The sequence below is a fragment of the Chitinophaga sp. 22308 genome (genome assembly GCF_052045305.1).
Taxonomy (GTDB): domain Bacteria; phylum Bacteroidota; class Bacteroidia; order Chitinophagales; family Chitinophagaceae; genus Chitinophaga; species Chitinophaga varians_A.
The window spans coordinates 1,511,172-1,527,292 of sequence record NZ_JBQEOP010000001.1; the positions used below are offsets into that span (position 1 = coordinate 1,511,172).

The following is a 16,121-nucleotide window of genomic DNA, read 5'->3' on the forward strand; positions in this document are numbered from 1 at the left end:
TAAGACAATGAAGAAATCATCTTATATATATGGCATTTTGCTGGCAGGCCTGGTGATCACCGGCGGAACATCCTGCAGCAAACACTTTCTCGATGAAGAACTGAAATCCAAGTACGCGCCAGACAACACGCTGGTGGACGAACTGGGCTTTGAAGCGGCCAGCACCGGCATGCAGAGCATCGTGCGTAATGACTATGGCAACATCCAGGGGCTGCTGGCCACTTTCTATGTAGGCACAGACATGGCCATTACCGGTCAGCCCAACGCAGTGCAGGCGCCCTACGAAGATTACCGCAACCTCAACTCACAGACCGGCTCCCTGTCTACCATCTGGAACTGGAACTACCGCGTGATCAACGCAGCGAACAATATCATCGTCAATGCCGCTAATCCAAAGGCTACGCTCACCGACCAGCAGCGCGCCTTTTACAAAGCAGAAGCCAGCTTCTTCCGGGCATATGCCTATAACCAGCTGTCTATCCTCTTTGGTGGCGTGCCCATTATCAAAGAGCCGGTAACGGTGCCACGTACGGATTATACCCGAGCTTCTGAAGCGGAAGTGATAGATTTCATTATTAGCGATCTCACTTTTGCAGAAGCTAACCTGCCTGATCCGGCCAGCGTAAAGAAACAGGGCCGTATCAATAAATTCGCCGCGTCACAGCTGCTGGCAGAAGCGCTGCTGCGTGCCAACAAACCTGCTGAGGCGGAAGCTGCCGCCAAACGGGTAATTGACAGTAAGTTCTTTACCCTCATCACCGCTCGGTACGGTATCAAAGCATCGATGCCCGGCGATCCTTTCGCGGACATGTTCACCTACGGCAATATGCGACGCAGCCAGGGCAATACAGAAGCGATATGGGTGATTGAGCAGCAGTATAATATCCCCGGTGGCGGTAGCACCGAATTTGACCAGCGTCGCCGCGAATGGGGACCTTTCTATGTGAACGTGCAGGGCATGAAAGTATGTGATTCCCTCGGTGGCCGCGGTATCGGCAGAATCAGGCCTACCAACTGGTGGACGTACGAACTGTACGAGAAAACCGATATGCGTAATTCACCTTACAATATCCGTCGTACGTACTATTACAACGATCCGGCTTTTGCGAAATACGGTCAACAGGTGTTCCCTACCGGCTTTGACACTATTCAGAACATGTACGCACATACGACAAAATGGTACGAGTTCCAGCCGCAGGACATCCAGGGGGCGCAATCCTACAAAGACCGCATACAAATGCGCCTGGGTGAAACATACCTGCTGATGGCAGAAGCACAGCTGCTGCAAGGCCGTAATGCCGATGCAGCGGCCAGCATCAACGTAATCCGCGGCCGTGCCAAAGCTACGCCGGTACAACCTGCGGAAGTGACCATGGACTACCTGCTCGATGAAAGGGCCCGTGAACTGACAGCAGAAGAACTGAGAAGGCTCACACTGATACGCACTAAAAAACTGGTGGACCGCGTCCGCAAATACAATCCGAAAGTGGCGCCTACCATCGCCGATTTTAATATACACCTGCCCATCCCGCAGTCAGAGATCGATGTGAACAAAGATGCGGTGCTGACGCAGAACGACGGCTATCAGAAATAATTTTTTATGAAGAAATTTTCACTGGCCGGTATGCTGTGTGTATCCCTGTTTTTACGGGGATACGCACAGGAAGGCCGCAGCATACTGCCTTTCAATGATGGCTGGTCTTTTCGCAAAGGAGCGCTGACCACCGACAAAAACCAGCCGGACACCGGCTGGACAAATATAACGGTGCCGCATACGTGGAATAACAGGGACATGCAGGAAGGCAAAAACTTCTATGCCGGCGAAGCCTGCTACCGCAAAACATTTACGGTAAGCCCGCAATGGAGAGGCAAACGGTTGTTCCTGCGTTTTGAAGGCGTTGGGTCTGTTGCCAGTCTGTATGTCAACAACCGGTTGATCGGCGAGCATAAAGGTTCCTATTCCGCTTTCTGTTATGAGATCACCCACTCGGTGAAATACGGCGAAGAGAATACTTTCGTCGTGAAAGCGAACAACAGCGCGCGTGAGGACGTACTGCCCATCAATCATTTCCTGTTCGGTATCTTCGGCGGCATCTACAGGCCGGTAAGTCTCATCGTTACCAACGATATCAATATTACCACAACAGACTATGCGTCGCCAGGCATTTATATCCGTCAAAGCGATGTAAACGCGCAAAAGGCCGCCATCAGCGTAACGGCCAAGATCGAAAACAAACAGCTGCACCACAAAGACATTACCGTGCAGACGGTGATCAAAGACCGCCAGGGCAAACAGGTGGCCGCCAACAGTAAAAAGGTGAATGTCAGCCCGCAGGGGATCAATATCATCCGCCAGGACCTGCAGGTGGACCGGCCGCATTTGTGGAACGGACAGAAAGATCCTTACTTGTACTCGCTTACCACCACGGTGATGGCTGATGGAAAAATACTGGATGCGGTTACCCAGCCACTGGGCATTCGTCGTTTTGAGGTAGTCCCTGGCAAGGGATTTTTCCTGAACGGCCAGCCATATGTGATGCATGGCGTTACCCGTCACCAGGAATGGCAGGATTATGGTAACGCCCTTTCCAATGCACAACATAAAGCAGACCTCGACCTGATCAAAGAAATAGGCGCTACCACCATCCGTTTCGCGCATTACCAGCAGGCCGAATACCTGTATTCCCAGTGCGACAGCATGGGCTTTGTAATATGGGCGGAAATACCTTTTGTCAATAACTCCTCCGGTAAAGAAGGGGATAATGCCAAACAGCAGTTGACGGAGCTAATCCGCCAGAACTTCAACCATCCGGCTATTTATGTATGGGGACTGCATAACGAAGTATACGCCAAAACACCTGATGAACATGTGGCCGTACTCACGCGTCAGTTGAACGATCTGGCCAAAACAGAAGACCCGGACCGGTATACGACCGCTGTCAGCGGTTATGGTGAAATGGACCGTCCGGCCAACCTGGCCGCGGATATACAGGGCATGAACCGCTACTACGGCTGGTACGAAGGCAGAATAGAAGATATTGAAGGCTGGGTGAAAGGTCTGGAGCAAAAGTATCCCGATTATAAACTGATGCTGACAGAATATGGTGCAGACGGAAACATTCATCAACATACTGATAGCCTGTCCACCGACTTTAACCCGGTAAACGGACAGTTTTTCCCTGAAACCTATCAGACGGCCACACACGTCAAACAATGGGCTGTTATTGAGCAGCATCCCTACATTGCCGCTTCCTATTTGTGGAACACGTTTGAGTTTGCCGTTCCCATGTGGAACAGGGGAGGCGTGAATGCCCGCAACCTGAAAGGTTTGATCACCTATGACCGTAAACAGAAAAAGGATGCCTTCTTTTGGTACAAGGCCAACTGGAACCCTGAGCCGATGATTTATATTGCAGAACGCCGCAACAACATCCGCAAGCATGCAAAGGTACAGGTGGAGGTGTTCAGCAATATGGAAAAAATCACGCTTTCCGTGAATAATGGAAAACCGTTGACCGGCAGGCAGGGCGCTAATAAGAGAGATATTCTCTTTGATGACGTTGTCCTGCAACCCGGCGCTAATACTATCATTGCCACCGGTGTGCAGCACGGGAAGATATTGACAGACACGATCACCTGGCAGCTACAGGCATCGGAATAAAATAGTATCATCATGAAGAAGAAAATGATTACCGGCATACTGACGGCCGCCTGCTGCACCTTCCTGCTACAGGCCACCGCGCAGGTCCAGCTGCCGAAGAAAGATACCATTGCGCTGCAACATGGCGCGCATCGCATCGGCAACCGTACCGATGCTGACATGGCCCGCTGGCGGTCGCTCCGCTTTGGACAATTTATTCACTGGGGGCTGTACGCTATCCCGGGAGGGGAATGGAACGGTAAGACCTACAACGGCGCCGCCGAATGGATACGTTCCTGGAAAGAGATGCCGCATGAGGAGTATGATAAATTATATCGTCAGTTCAACCCGGTGAATTTTAATCCGCAGCAGTGGGCCGCACAGGCCAAAAGCATGGGCGCCAAATACATGATCATCACCACGAAGCACCATGATGGTTTTTGTCTGTGGCCCAGCAAGTATTCCAAATACACCATCGCTGCCACGCCCTGGAAAAAGGACCTGCTGGGACCGATGATCGACGCGTATAACAAGGCAGGCATTGATGTACACCTGTATTTTTCCATCATCGACTGGAACCATCCGGATTATCGCGCATCGCTGAAGAATGCCGCCGATTCTGCTGCCGGTAAACGTTTCCAGCTGTTCGTTAAAAACCAGCTGGCGGAACTGTTGCAGCGGTATCCTACCATCAAAGGCTTTTGGTTTGACGGTACCTGGGACGATTCCTGGAAAAACGATGGCGCTTTCAGCGATGAGCTGGAACAGTATCTGCAATCGCTGCATCCCGGGCTGGTGATGGGCAGCCGCCTGCGCGCCGATGAAAAAGGCGCCCGCCATTTTGATTCTAACGGCCGCCTGATGGGCGACTACGAACAGGGATGGGAAAGAAAACTGCCGGCTACCATCGAAGATGTGCATGGCAACGACTGGGAAGCAGTGATGACGGTGCCGGAAAACCAATGGGGCTACCACGCCAAATGGACGGGCCATGTGAAAACCGTCAATGAAATACTGGAGATGCTGGTGAAGAGCGTGTCGCTTAACGGCAATTTTGTGCTCAACTTCGGCCCTAAAGCAGACGGCACTTTCCGTGCCGAAGAGCAGCAGCTGGCCGTCGGTATCGGGCAGTGGATGAAAGTAAACGGAGAGGCTGTTTACAACGGCACCTACGCTGGTTTTGAGAAACAGGACTGGGGATATTATATCCGTAAGGCAGGAACAGACAGCGTATACATGGTAGTATTTAATATACCCGTTTCCGGTAGTCTGCGGGTGAAACTGCCGGCACGCACCGAACTCACAGGAGCGTCCATGGTGCAGGGCAATACCACGCTTACACCGGAGTGGATTGGCCGGAACGAATATTTCCTGCATCTTCCCGGCAAAACAACAGATTCGCCGGTGGTCATCTTACTGAAAACAGTTACAGGAGAGAATAAAGACAAAGGCAATTTTGAGAAAGCCAAAACCTAGACATTCAGGGATTTTTTGATTTTGTGGATCAAAATCGCGAATGATAAAAAAGGGAGACCTAAGCGAATGTAACCGCTTAGGTCTCCCTTTTTTATCAGATTATGAAATCAAAAAATCGTAAATCAAATAATCCCTAAATGTCATTAGGTCCCGGTGTAACCGTAATCGTTACCTTATGTCCTCCGCGGAGCACGTCCAGCGGTACTTTACGGCCGATTTGTTTTTCGGTGAGCAGCTGGTGCATATCATCAACGCTGGCCACGGGAACATTATCGAAGGCCACGATGATATCGCCGGCGTGTAGCTGGCTATTGTCATAGTTGCCATCGGGGACTGTTTCAACGATATAAACGCCGCTTTGAGTGGTGAGTTTATTGGCCGCGATCATGCGGGCTGTGAGTTTCACCGGCTGGGCCGCGATGCCGAGCAGGGCGCGTCTTACTCTTCCATGCAGGATAAGCTGGCCGGCTATCTGTGCTGCGAGGTTGGAGGAGATAGCGAAACACAGTCCCTGTGCCGCAGGGATCATGGCGGTGTTAACACCGATGATCTGTCCGAGGGAGTTGACCAGCGGTCCGCCGCTGTTGCCCGGGTTGAGTGCCGCATCGGTTTGAATGACGTTGTCGATAAGCCTGCCGTTGCTGGCGCGGAGCGTGCGGCCCAACGCACTCACCACGCCGGCGGTAACGGTGTATTGCAGGCCCATGGGATTACCGATGGCGATAGCGATCTGGCCTACCTGTAACGCAGCTGAATCCGCGAAAGACAATGCTTTCAGCCCGGTTTCATCGATCTTGAGCACGGCAATATCCGTAGAGGGGTCGGCGCCCTTTATTTCTGCATTGACTTTCCTGCCGTCAACGAAAGAAACGCGGATGCTTTCTGCCTTTTCTATCACGTGGTTATTGGTGATAATAAAGCCGTCAGAAGAAATGATGAAGCCCGATCCCGAGCCGCCCTGCGTTTTTCTTTCCGGATGGCGCCTATCGTTGACAGGGCGCTGTACTTCAATATGTACAACGGATTCGGCGACCGTGCCTACTACACCGGTAACCGTTTGAGAATATGCATCCAGTAAACCGGCATCGTTTACCGGATGATATGTTAAGAAGTTGAGTGCATTTTCCATAATGGAACAAACGCTCAAATATGTTTCCAGAATATAATTCCGCCTTTTTGGCAAAGCGTGGCCGGTGTTGCTGCCAGAATAGGCAGGACTACTGTCAACTTTACTGCTGGCCGTTGTGGGAATAGAGAATCCAGTAGAAGCCGTATTTGTCTTTCAGTGCCGCAATTTTACCCGCGAAAAAGTCATGCACCGGCCGGGTCCGTTCTCCGCCGACAGACAACTTTTCAAAAGCTTCTTCCAGTTGCTCGCCTGTGTCGCAGGTGAGACTGATACTGATATTGTTGCCCGCCGGATTTTCACCCATATCGGAAGCCAGTAGCAGCAGCGGTCCTTTGGTAATGCTCGCATGCAGTACATGGTCCTGCTTATAGGCAGGCCAGTCGTTGGCCATAGGAGAGTCTTTTACGGTCTGCAAAGTCAGCTCGCCACCCAGACAGGACTGGTAAAACTTCATGGCTTCCGCGCATTTGCCATCAAAATTGAGGTACACGTTGATCTGTGACATACACTGGTTTTTTACAAAACTACAGCATGCAGCAGGATTGCGCCGGGGGGCGTTGCGACAATTTTGGGGGATATTACGTCCCAGGGCTTCAGCCCCGGGAATTTCATATCATCAAATCAGGGAAAAAATATATCTTCCGTTTATGGCTGTCTCGATTTATTATTCCGTTTTTGACACACCGCTGCCAGAGCATCGTTTTGAGCGGTTGTTGGCCGTATTGCCGGAACAGGCACGGCGCAAGGTGCTGCGTTTTCATCGATGGGAGGACGCACATGCCTCTCTTTTAGGCAAACACCTGTTGTTGCACGCATTCTCCCAGACAGGCCGGCAGCCGGACCTGGAGGAAGTGCTGTATACATCGGCCGGCAGGCCGTACTGGAGCGACGGGCCGGATTTCAATATCTCCCATTCCGGTAATATGGTGGTATGCGCAGTGGATACCAGCGGGCGGGTAGGCATCGATATAGAACAAAACGGGGGGATCGATTTCAGTGATTTCCGGGAACAGTTTGCGGAAAACGAATGGCGGCAGGTAGTGACTGCGCCCGATCCGGTTTGGCAGTTTTACCGGTACTGGACCATGAAGGAAGCGGTGGCCAAAGCTAATGGGATAGGCATTGTGGAGCTGCCTGCCATACATATTCTCTCTGACAGTGCGGTGGAGTTGCAGGGCTTCACCTGGACGCTGACGCCACTGACCCTGCAGGAGAGCTATGCCGGCCATCTGGCAACAGAAACAACCCCTGCATTTATTTCCATTGAAAAAATTACTTTCTGAAGATAAAAAGTTGCGTTACGGATAGTAACGCAACTTTGGATGATTAGCAGTCAAACGTCCGAATCACTGTTGTGGTGGGACGGGTGACGCCAAAAGCGTTCTTTTCGTGTGTAGCAGTCAGCCTGGCCACTTTGATAGTGGTCAGTTTCATTTTTTTCTCATTTTTCTTTTTCATACTGTATCGATTTTATGTGATGAATAGAGCCGGTGGTAGTTTGTTGTTTCCGGATGGCGGACTGGGAAGCGTAATACTTGCTCAGGAAGTGATAGAGCACCAGTTCCTGTTTACGTTGATTGGCGAGGAACAGGCGGTTGAGGAACATATGTATGTAGCTGGGCAGCAGCGCTGCTTTTTCGGGGAGTGGTCCATGCTGATGCAGTAGTTGCCGTATTTTTTCTGAGCGCTGCCGGAAAAGGGCCACGGCCTCCTCTACGCCGTTGCGCTCATCATCATGTGGGTTCAGTATACTTTGTATTTTCCGCATCTCCTTGCGGTACTTATCGTTGAGCTGATGTAACAGTGCTTTTTCCCCGCCAAACTCCCGGAAGAAAGCTTGTTGTATTCTTTCCATGAAAGCGGTTTTTTCATCCGGTGAATACCCGAAATCCTGTAGCAGCATGTCTGTGCCCCGCAGGGCCAGTTGCCAGCGGTAGTCTTCTCCCTGTTCTTCGTCCAGCAGCCCGGTCATTTGCACGACCGCCTCGCTGTCATAACAGAAGATGCTTTCACTGAGCGCCATGGTGGTTTCGCCGTAGCGTTCCATTTCCCGTTCATACGTGTCCGTTTGTATGCGGTATACCAATGCTTTGCCGGAAAAATCCTGTACGGCTGCGTAGAACCGCTTTAGTACTGTCTGCCAGAAGTCAGGCTGTGTGCCGTGATGAAACCGGATACGCAGGTGATGGTCCGGATCAGTGTAACGGATAAAGAACCATTTATCGATGAGCGATGCGTCCGTGAGTTGTTGCGCCAGCGGATGCAGCGTTTCTTTCAGGAAATCTTCCGCGGTGCGGGTGCCGCAGTATACTTTCAGGTACAGCCATTCGCTGCCCGGCATAAACTGCCGCTGCGGGGAGGATGCAGCCGCCGGACGTGTGTCCGTTGCCGTTGTATCTTTTGGAATAGCGGCAGCGTCATGCACAGGGATGATAAACTGATTGGTATGCCGGCCATCGGGACCTTCTATCCAGCAGTTTTCGGATGTGCCGAGAAATTCCTGGATGGTAAGGGTGCCGCTTTTGCGCAGCTGTCGTAAAAGCAGCTGCAGTGCGGCTTCCTGGGTAGTGTCTATCAGCAGTTCATTGTCACCTTCCACGATCACCACATGGGAGGGTAGTTGCCACCGTGTTTTGAAAGGCTGGAAAATAGCGAGGGACGACTTGCTGCTGTCGAGATCGGGAAAGTCTTTTTTATCCAGCGTCCAGGTGCATTTGCTGAGGATGATGTTACGATAGCGCACGCGCGGAAGGAAAGTTTCACCACCCGGCAGTTGCCAGTCCCAGCCGATATTGCCGGAAAAGTCCTGTAGTGGCAGTTCACAGAGGAATTTATACACGGGCAGGCCGTTGCGGTAGTTATGGGCGGTGCTCATGCGGGGCACGATGATCTTGTTCAGTTTGCGGGAGCGCAGCACCACACGGCCTTGTTGTACGCTGATCATCAGGTCTGACAACGGCAGCTGGTGGTCTTCGGCCACCTGTGAGTTGGCGAGATATACGATTTCATAATCGCGCAGCTGGGGGCGCATTAAAATATTGCCGGTGCGGGCTTCCGGCAGGTGTACCACTTCCGCAAAAATTTTATCCGGTTCCTGTGCCGCTTCGCGGTCGAGGCAGGCTTTTAGCTGTGTGGCGAGGTGTTCATCACCATGACAGAAACGTCCCAGCAGATTGGCGGCGGAAGGGCCGGCGCATCCGTTCATCTCAAAGAGGTAATCGCCGGCATCTATAGCTGCGGCGCTGGCGCCCAGCAGGCTGCCCATCAGGTACATGCTGTAAGGCATCGGGGATGGCTCTTTTTCCTGTATAGCGTCAAGGTCTGCATCGGTGAGCAGTATTTCGGTGCTGTTGTTTCGCAGGCACTGATAGAGTTGTTGTTGCTGAAACTGTTGCAGCTTGTTTACGGGCCTTGTGGCCGGTGTACTGGCTGCTGCTACAGCGATGTCATCGGCCAGCGGCGTATGGTCTGTATGATGCCCGAGGTGGTGGCCGTAGCCGATGCCCGCTTCGGGGTCGAGGGCGAGGCTGAGCGGTATTTCCTGTTCCTCATACCGCCGGCTGAAAGCCTGGCAGAAATTTTCCAGGTCGGTATGGGGCCGGTGGCGTATGAGTTTGCGCAGTTGTTCCACCTGGGCCGTGATATCGTCGATGACGTGTTGACTGAGCGTGTTTTGCACCGTTGCGACAAAGAGGTCGGTCTGAATGAGGTCTTTGACGCTGGTATCGGGCACCAGCGATTTTACCAGCGAATGTACGTGGCGGTATGCATCGATGCTGCTTTGCTGGTCTTGCAACAGTGATTGTATCTGATGGAGCACGGCAGGCCAGTCGCCGGTATGTTGCAAGGTGGCTGCCCGTTCGAGGAAACGTTTGAAAAACTGTTCGCCGGTGACGGTTGGTTCCAGTTCACTGACCAGCAGCTGGCTTTGCAGCAGCTCTTCCGTAAAATCGTCGGCGTCCGCTTCGGTGATACCGGCTGCTTCATCAACGAGGCTGTTGCGTATATCCTTCAGCGTAGCGCCCTGGGCGGCCCTGTGCAGTACTGCGTCGAGGTAGTCGCTGGCATTAACAGCAGTCAGGAAATAGTGGCGGAATTTATTGGTGAGCTGGTAGGCCGCATAACGGTAACGGCTACCTGATTTATATAAAGAGTTGTTGGGGTAGAAGAGAAGCTGTTCCCTGACTTCGGGGATGGCGGTAAAGGCTTTGACCAGTTCTGCCACATAGTTCATGTCAAGCCGGCTTTGTTTAATATGTTGCCGGTAATGATGAAGCCGTATGCCTGATTGTTCGCTTACTGCACCTGTAGCGCAGCCGGCAAACAGCCCATAGGGTGTGCAGCGGCTGCTCATGCGCAGGAAGTAACGATAGAGCGCATACAATAATTTATCATCCTCGTATCCCTGTTCCCATTTCTCCAGTTCCTGGAACAGCTCCGGTGAGGCGATGTAGATAGCTTCGCGGAAAAAAGGTATTTGCAGTAGTTGCCGGATATGTTGGGCCAGATGTGGGTGGGCCAGATTGCCGGTGGTGTCTACCGGTAACAGCGGTGTTCTGACAACGTAAAAATTTTCAGCCTTGATCATGGTTTTCGGTGCGCGCTTAGGCCACTGAAGGTAACAGAAACAGGTACGTAAGGCTATCCCGTAAAACCGGTAAATTTCATGTTTAAACAAATAAAATTTTAAAAATCACGTTTTTCCGTGAGCTATGGTTTCATGGTTTCTGCTTACATTTAACAGTATCCTGTAATCCGTAGAAAACCTGATTTAATCACCCTCAAAGTAGAGATTCTGTCCAAAATCCGTTATCTGTTTATCAATCACTCTTCTTTTATTTAAACCTATAAAAATTGTTTTATGAGAAAAACATTTGAAAAAAAGCTGGCGCTCAACAAGATTAAAGTAGCAAAACTGAATGCTTCCCAAGCGGGTAATAACGATATCAAAGCGCCTACTTACACAGGATGCAGCCTGATGGCCAAATGTACTCCTCCGTCAACTAAAAGTTGTTAATCACTAAATAGATAGCAGATGAAAAAACAAGCTGAAAAAAAGCTTAGCCTGGGTAAGATCAAAGTATCTGACCTGAGCCGGAACATGCAGACCAACGAAGCCGATAACCGCTCTGCTGCCTGCGTTTCCCACCCGCTCTCCTGCCTGAGCCAGGGCGCGCCTGTATGCAGTGTTGATTCCTGCCGGTTCTAAACAAAAACATTTGTATTTAAAAACGATACTAATGAAAAAGCAAACTGAAAAAAAACTCAGCTTAGGCAAGATCAGGGTATCTGACCTTAGCAAAAACGTGCAGACTGCCGGTGCAGAAAACCTGGCTGGCTCCCGCAAGTGCATAAGCACTGGTGCGCCGATCTGCAGTGTAGACTCCTGCTTGTATTAAACGGAATTCACGGATTACAGTTGCCCCGGGTTAAAGCCCGGGGCTATTATGTTTTAGGGTATGCATAAAATCGCTGTTCACAACATTCTCAGCCCGGAGCTATAGGCCCGGGAACATTATATCTCAGGAACGATGGATTACATGGATTACAAAGACGACATGACTGCCGTGCTGGAAAATATCAGCCGGGAACTGGATGACTTTACTGCCAACGACAACAATGCCGGGCTTTTGGGAGGATATACCGGCTGTGCTTTATTTTATGCCTATTATTATCAGCATACTTCCCGCGATGAGCATCTGGAAAAGGCTTTGTTTGTTGTACAAAAAAGTATAGAGGCTTTATCGGAACTGCCGCTGAACGGATCTTTCTGTGGTGGCGTGGCCGGTGTGGCCTGGTGTATTCAACATCTGGCACAGATGGGATATATAGAAGACGATGAGGTGGAAGATGCTTTCGGGGAAATAGACCTGATGGTAGCTGCTTTTATGGAAGAATCTTTGTCCGCTGGCAAAAACGATTTTCTACACGAAGGCGTGGGTACGGCATTGTATTTTCTGGAGCGGCCGGCTGCGGTGGCCACGCCGGTGTTGGAACGCCTGGTGGATTATCTCGAACAATCGGCGCACCGGTTCCCGACAGGCATTACCTGGAAAGACGTGTTCTCTTCGCAGAGTGAACAGTACCAGCACCGCGATTTGTACAACCTGGGCCTCGCCCATGGAGTGCCCGCTATTATCGCTATACTCGGACGGATATACGAAAAAGGCATTGCCCGCGAGAAAGTGCGCCGTTTGATGGAAGGAAGCATCAGCTGGCTGATGTCCCATAAAAAAAGCCATGGTGGGGGAGGGGAATCACTCTACCCGGTATTGGCAGATGCCTCCGGTGAAGCGGTGGGTGATAAACACAGCCGCCTTGGGTGGTGTTATGGAGACCTCGGCATTGCTGTCGCTCTATTGGGGGCCGGAAAACGCCTGCAACGGGCAGATTACAACGAAGCTGCGCTGACCATCCTGCATGATATCGCCCGGCATCGGGATACCCGGAACGGCGCTGTGCATGATGCCTGCATCTGTCACGGCAGCGCGGGGATTGCACATATACTGCAACAGGCCGCTATCGCCACCGGAGATCCCGTCCTGGAAAAAGCCGCTGAAAAGTGGTTGCAAACAACACTCAGTATGAACACCTGGAAGGATGGGCCTGCCGGGTATAAGTTTTATCATCATCCCGATTACCATAACAGTTACAACGTACTCGAAGGTATTGCCGGCGTGGGACTGTCAGTATTAGGCTTCCTCCAGCCGGACATAACACCCGGATGGAATAACAGCCTGCTGATCCCGTAAACTTTTCATGATAGCTTTCTTTTTCTTTTTTTTATATATTACGGGTAGTAAATGAAATCTAAACAGAACGGTTCTCCCGGGAGATACCATGCCTAAGCATGCCAACGTTACAGCAAATATGAAAAACCATGATCAGATTATATTTTGTGGATGATCATCCATTGATATTAGAGGGACTTCGCGCTTTACTCAGTTATGAAAAGGATATAGAACTGACAGGGGAAACAAGAACAGGGGAGTCTTGCCTCAATTTCCTGCTGCACCACCAGACAGACGTGGTATTACTCGACACCATGCTGCCCGACATTGCCGGGGCGGAATTATGCCACCTGATCAAAAAGAACCATCCTGATACGATGGTGCTCGGACTGAGCTATCATAAAGACGGCCGCGGCATCCAGGATATGATGGACAGCGGCGCGAGCGGCTGCCTGATGAAAAATGCCGATAAAGAGGAGCTGCTAAAAGCCATTCACGATGTCTATAGCGGTCACACTTACCTCTCCGCCGTACTGGCCGCCGAACTGGAAACCACTGCCGGCGCCGCCCGTACCCGGGAACTACATATCACCAAAAGGGAAAAAGAAGTGCTGTGGCTCATCGCCAACGGGCATACGAACCATGAAATTGCGGAAAAACTGTTTATCAGCAGCGATACGGTAGACAGTCATCGCCGCAACCTGCTGGGCAAACTGAAAGCCCGCAATACCGCTATGCTCATTAAATGCGCGATCGACCATAAGCTCCTGACAACTTTTTGAAGAAATAAATTAAAGCACTACCTTCGCACCGCAATGGTTTACCCCCCTCCATTGCGGTGTGGGGTAATTAAAAGGGAACACCGGTGTAAATCCGGGACAGTCCCGCTGCTGTAAGTCTCCATAAACGCCCGGGCAACCATCCGGCCACTGTTGAACATTCAATGGGAAGGCCGCCCGGAGCAGAGATAAGTCAGAATACCTGCCATGCATCAGTTTTTTTAAGCCTTCGTGGAATGAGGCTTGGAAATGAGTCATGATGCAGGACTGATACCCTGCTGTTATCCACCTTGATTTTATTTCCTGTTACGAAGGCCGTTGGATGAATTATCAAAACGGTGAATTAACATGCGTATCCCATTACTGAGGACCACCTTGTACATGGTGCTCGCAGGATGCCCTGTTGTGTCCCTGATGGCGCAACAGCAAACTGACAGCACCCGGACCAAAGACCTGCGGGAAATATCTGTCATTGCCCCCAGGGGCGGTAAAGAAATCGCCCCCGGGCAACAACTGAAAGGGGCGGAGCTGCAAAGACTGAACTCCCAGTCTGTAGCGGATGCGCTGCGCTTTTTTTCGGGTATCCAGATAAAAGACTACGGTGGCATCGGCGGCCTGAAAACAGTGGACATACGCAGCATGGGCACCAACCACACCGGCGTGTTCTATGACGGCATCGAACTGGGCAACGCACAAAACGGCGTGGTGGACCTGGGCAAATTCTCGCTGGACAACATGGAGGAAATAGCGCTCTACAACGGCCAGAAAAGCAGCATCTTCCAACCGGCAAAAGACTATGGCTCCTCAGGCTCCATCTATCTCACCACCCTAAAGCCCCGTTTCGAAGAAGGCGAAAGAAGACACCTGAGAGGAACGTTTAAGACCGGCTCCTTTGGCCTCGTCAACCCTTCCGTGCTATGGCAGGAGAAAATCAGCAGCCGCGTGTCGGCCACTTTCAGCGGTGAGTGGACCAACGCCAATGGCCAGTATAAATTCCGCTACCGGAAAACCGACAAACAAAACCCTGCCGCGGGATATGATACCACGGCCATCCGCAAAAACGGCGATATCAACGCTTTCCGCCTCGAAGGCAGCCTGCACGGTGTCATGAACGGTGGTGAATGGAACTCCAAAATCTACTTTTACGATTCAGAACGCGGCCTGCCCGGCTATATGGCCAACAACCTGTTTGTACATGTGGACCGCCAATGGGACCGGAACTTCTTTGCACAGTCATCCTGGCGCAAAGACATCTCGCCCAGGTACAGCCTGATGTTCAACGGTAAATACGCCTACGACTATACGCATTACCTCGCCCCGGATACTGCCTACTTTGCGGAGAACCGCTACTATCAGCAGGAAGTATACCTGTCGGTCGCCAATCAGTTTGCGGTGACCAACTGGTGGAACGTAGGACTGTCAGGGGATTTTCAATGGAACAAACTGGACGCGGACCTCAAAGGCTTCTCCTATCCGCAGCGCTTCACCACCCTGGTGGCATTGGCCACGTCCGTCAACTTCCAGCGTTTCAGCGCGCAGGCCAGTCTGCTGAACACCAACATGAACGAACAGGTAAAACGCAATGCAGCCTCGCCTTTCCGGCAGGAGCTGACACCGGCGGTTTTTGTATCGTGGCAGCCGGTAGCGAAAATACCCGTCACCTGGAGGAGCTTCTACAAGCGCATTTTCAGAATGCCCACGTTTAATGATCTCTATTACACGGAAATAGGCAACTCCAACCTGAAACCGGAATTCACCACGCAATACAATACAGGCCTCACCTGGAACCAGTCCTTCCACGGAAGCATATTGCAGGAACTGGGCGTAGAAGCAGATGCCTACTACAATGAAGTGACCGACAAAATCGTGGCGGTGCCTGGCTCCAGCCAGTTCCGCTGGACCATGATGAACCTCGGCTTTGTGAAGATCAAAGGCGTGGACGTTAAGGCAAAGGCAGCATGGCAGTTGCTGCATGACCTGCAAGTGACTACCAGGGCCACTTATACCTTCCAGGAAGCGCGTGATTATACTGATAAATCAGACTCGTTCTACGGAGATCAGATAGCCTACGTTCCCCGGCACAGCGGTTCGCTGATCATAGGCGGCCTGTACAAGGCCTGGGACCTGAACTACAGCTTTATCTACACCGGCGAACGGTACAATGCGAAAGCCAATATACCGGCCAACTACACGCTGCCCTGGTATACCAGCGACCTCGCGCTGGCGTATACACGTACTGTCAATAAAACCCGCTTCCGGCTTACCGCACAGGTGAATAACCTGATGAACCAATACTATGACGTGGTGATCAACTACCCGATGCCGGGAAGAAACTACAAATTTATTCTCTCTGTAAATATTTAAAA

Annotated in this window: 14 protein-coding genes and 1 riboswitch; of the genes, 10 read left to right on the top strand and 4 right to left on the bottom strand. The window is 51.4% G+C overall.

The window, feature by feature from the left end; genetic code table 11:
- The first annotated feature begins 7 nt into the window (after positions 1 to 7).
- Genes ACTJJS_RS06360 through ACTJJS_RS06370 form a run of 3 tightly spaced genes read left to right on the top strand, consistent with a single transcriptional unit; the run spans position 8 to position 5,116 of the window.
- Positions 8 to 1,594 carry a RagB/SusD family nutrient uptake outer membrane protein gene (locus ACTJJS_RS06360; RefSeq protein ID WP_440662912.1) on the top strand — a complete coding sequence of 529 codons (1,587 nt, stop codon included), beginning with the start codon at positions 8 to 10 and terminating at the stop codon, positions 1,592 to 1,594.
- A gap of 6 nt (positions 1,595 to 1,600) precedes the next feature.
- Complete coding sequence (locus tag ACTJJS_RS06365; protein ID WP_440662913.1) at positions 1,601 to 3,661, top strand: glycoside hydrolase family 2 TIM barrel-domain containing protein; 2,061 nt, start codon at positions 1,601 to 1,603, stop codon at positions 3,659 to 3,661.
- Between the two features lie 12 nt (positions 3,662 to 3,673).
- Positions 3,674 to 5,116, top strand: a complete 1,443-nt coding sequence (locus ACTJJS_RS06370) for an alpha-L-fucosidase (protein ID WP_440662914.1) — start codon at positions 3,674 to 3,676, stop codon at positions 5,114 to 5,116.
- A gap of 133 nt (positions 5,117 to 5,249) precedes the next feature.
- Here ACTJJS_RS06370 and ACTJJS_RS06375 read toward each other — a convergent pair whose 3' ends face one another.
- Both ACTJJS_RS06375 and ACTJJS_RS06380 read right to left on the bottom strand, forming a co-directional pair.
- Positions 5,250 to 6,245 (bottom strand): S1C family serine protease, encoded by a 996-nt coding sequence (locus ACTJJS_RS06375; protein WP_168868793.1) that lies wholly within the window; start codon positions 6,243 to 6,245, stop codon positions 5,250 to 5,252.
- Between the two features lie 100 nt (positions 6,246 to 6,345).
- Entirely contained in the window at positions 6,346 to 6,750 is a 405-nt protein-coding gene (locus tag ACTJJS_RS06380) for a VOC family protein (protein WP_440662915.1), read from the bottom strand.
- Between the two features lie 142 nt (positions 6,751 to 6,892).
- Here ACTJJS_RS06380 and ACTJJS_RS06385 point away from each other — a divergent pair, with 142 nt between their 5' ends.
- The gene (locus tag ACTJJS_RS06385) at positions 6,893 to 7,528 is read left to right on the top strand and encodes a 4'-phosphopantetheinyl transferase family protein (protein ID WP_440662916.1); all 636 of its coding nucleotides are present in this window, start codon (positions 6,893 to 6,895) and stop codon (positions 7,526 to 7,528) included.
- A gap of 43 nt (positions 7,529 to 7,571) precedes the next feature.
- Here ACTJJS_RS06385 and ACTJJS_RS06390 read toward each other — a convergent pair whose 3' ends face one another.
- Both ACTJJS_RS06390 and ACTJJS_RS06395 read right to left on the bottom strand, forming a co-directional pair.
- Positions 7,572 to 7,703, bottom strand: coding sequence for a hypothetical protein (locus ACTJJS_RS06390; RefSeq protein ID WP_262888710.1), 132 nt, complete (start codon positions 7,701 to 7,703; stop codon positions 7,572 to 7,574).
- Positions 7,687 to 10,833 (bottom strand): lantibiotic dehydratase, encoded by a 3,147-nt coding sequence (locus tag ACTJJS_RS06395; RefSeq protein WP_440662917.1) that lies wholly within the window; start codon positions 10,831 to 10,833, stop codon positions 7,687 to 7,689. The genes ACTJJS_RS06390 and ACTJJS_RS06395 overlap by 17 nt, the downstream gene beginning before the upstream one ends.
- A gap of 273 nt (positions 10,834 to 11,106) precedes the next feature.
- On the opposite strand from ACTJJS_RS06395, the gene ACTJJS_RS06400 reads away from it, so the two are divergent.
- The 6 genes from ACTJJS_RS06400 to ACTJJS_RS06425 all read left to right on the top strand — a co-directional run bounded on the left by ACTJJS_RS06400 (position 11,107) and on the right by ACTJJS_RS06425 (position 16,119).
- Positions 11,107 to 11,262 carry a class I lanthipeptide gene (locus tag ACTJJS_RS06400; protein WP_168868789.1) on the top strand — a complete coding sequence of 52 codons (156 nt, stop codon included), beginning with the start codon at positions 11,107 to 11,109 and terminating at the stop codon, positions 11,260 to 11,262.
- 18 nt (positions 11,263 to 11,280) lie between these two features.
- Positions 11,281 to 11,454: a hypothetical protein gene (locus ACTJJS_RS06405; RefSeq protein ID WP_168868788.1), complete on the top strand. Its 174-nt coding sequence runs from the start codon at positions 11,281 to 11,283 to the stop codon at positions 11,452 to 11,454.
- A gap of 31 nt (positions 11,455 to 11,485) precedes the next feature.
- Positions 11,486 to 11,644: a hypothetical protein gene (locus ACTJJS_RS06410; RefSeq protein WP_168868787.1), complete on the top strand. Its 159-nt coding sequence runs from the start codon at positions 11,486 to 11,488 to the stop codon at positions 11,642 to 11,644.
- A 132-nt stretch (positions 11,645 to 11,776) separates the two neighbouring features.
- Positions 11,777 to 12,997 carry a lanthionine synthetase C family protein gene (locus tag ACTJJS_RS06415; protein WP_440662918.1) on the top strand — a complete coding sequence of 407 codons (1,221 nt, stop codon included), beginning with the start codon at positions 11,777 to 11,779 and terminating at the stop codon, positions 12,995 to 12,997.
- Between the two features lie 128 nt (positions 12,998 to 13,125).
- The gene (locus tag ACTJJS_RS06420; RefSeq protein WP_168868785.1) at positions 13,126 to 13,758 is read left to right on the top strand and encodes a response regulator; all 633 of its coding nucleotides are present in this window, start codon (positions 13,126 to 13,128) and stop codon (positions 13,756 to 13,758) included.
- Between the two features lie 17 nt (positions 13,759 to 13,775).
- Positions 13,776 to 13,979, top strand: a riboswitch (cobalamin riboswitch).
- Between the two features lie 124 nt (positions 13,980 to 14,103).
- Positions 14,104 to 16,119, top strand: coding sequence for a TonB-dependent receptor (locus ACTJJS_RS06425; RefSeq protein WP_440662919.1), 2,016 nt, complete (start codon positions 14,104 to 14,106; stop codon positions 16,117 to 16,119).
- Positions 16,120 to 16,121 lie beyond the last annotated feature (2 nt).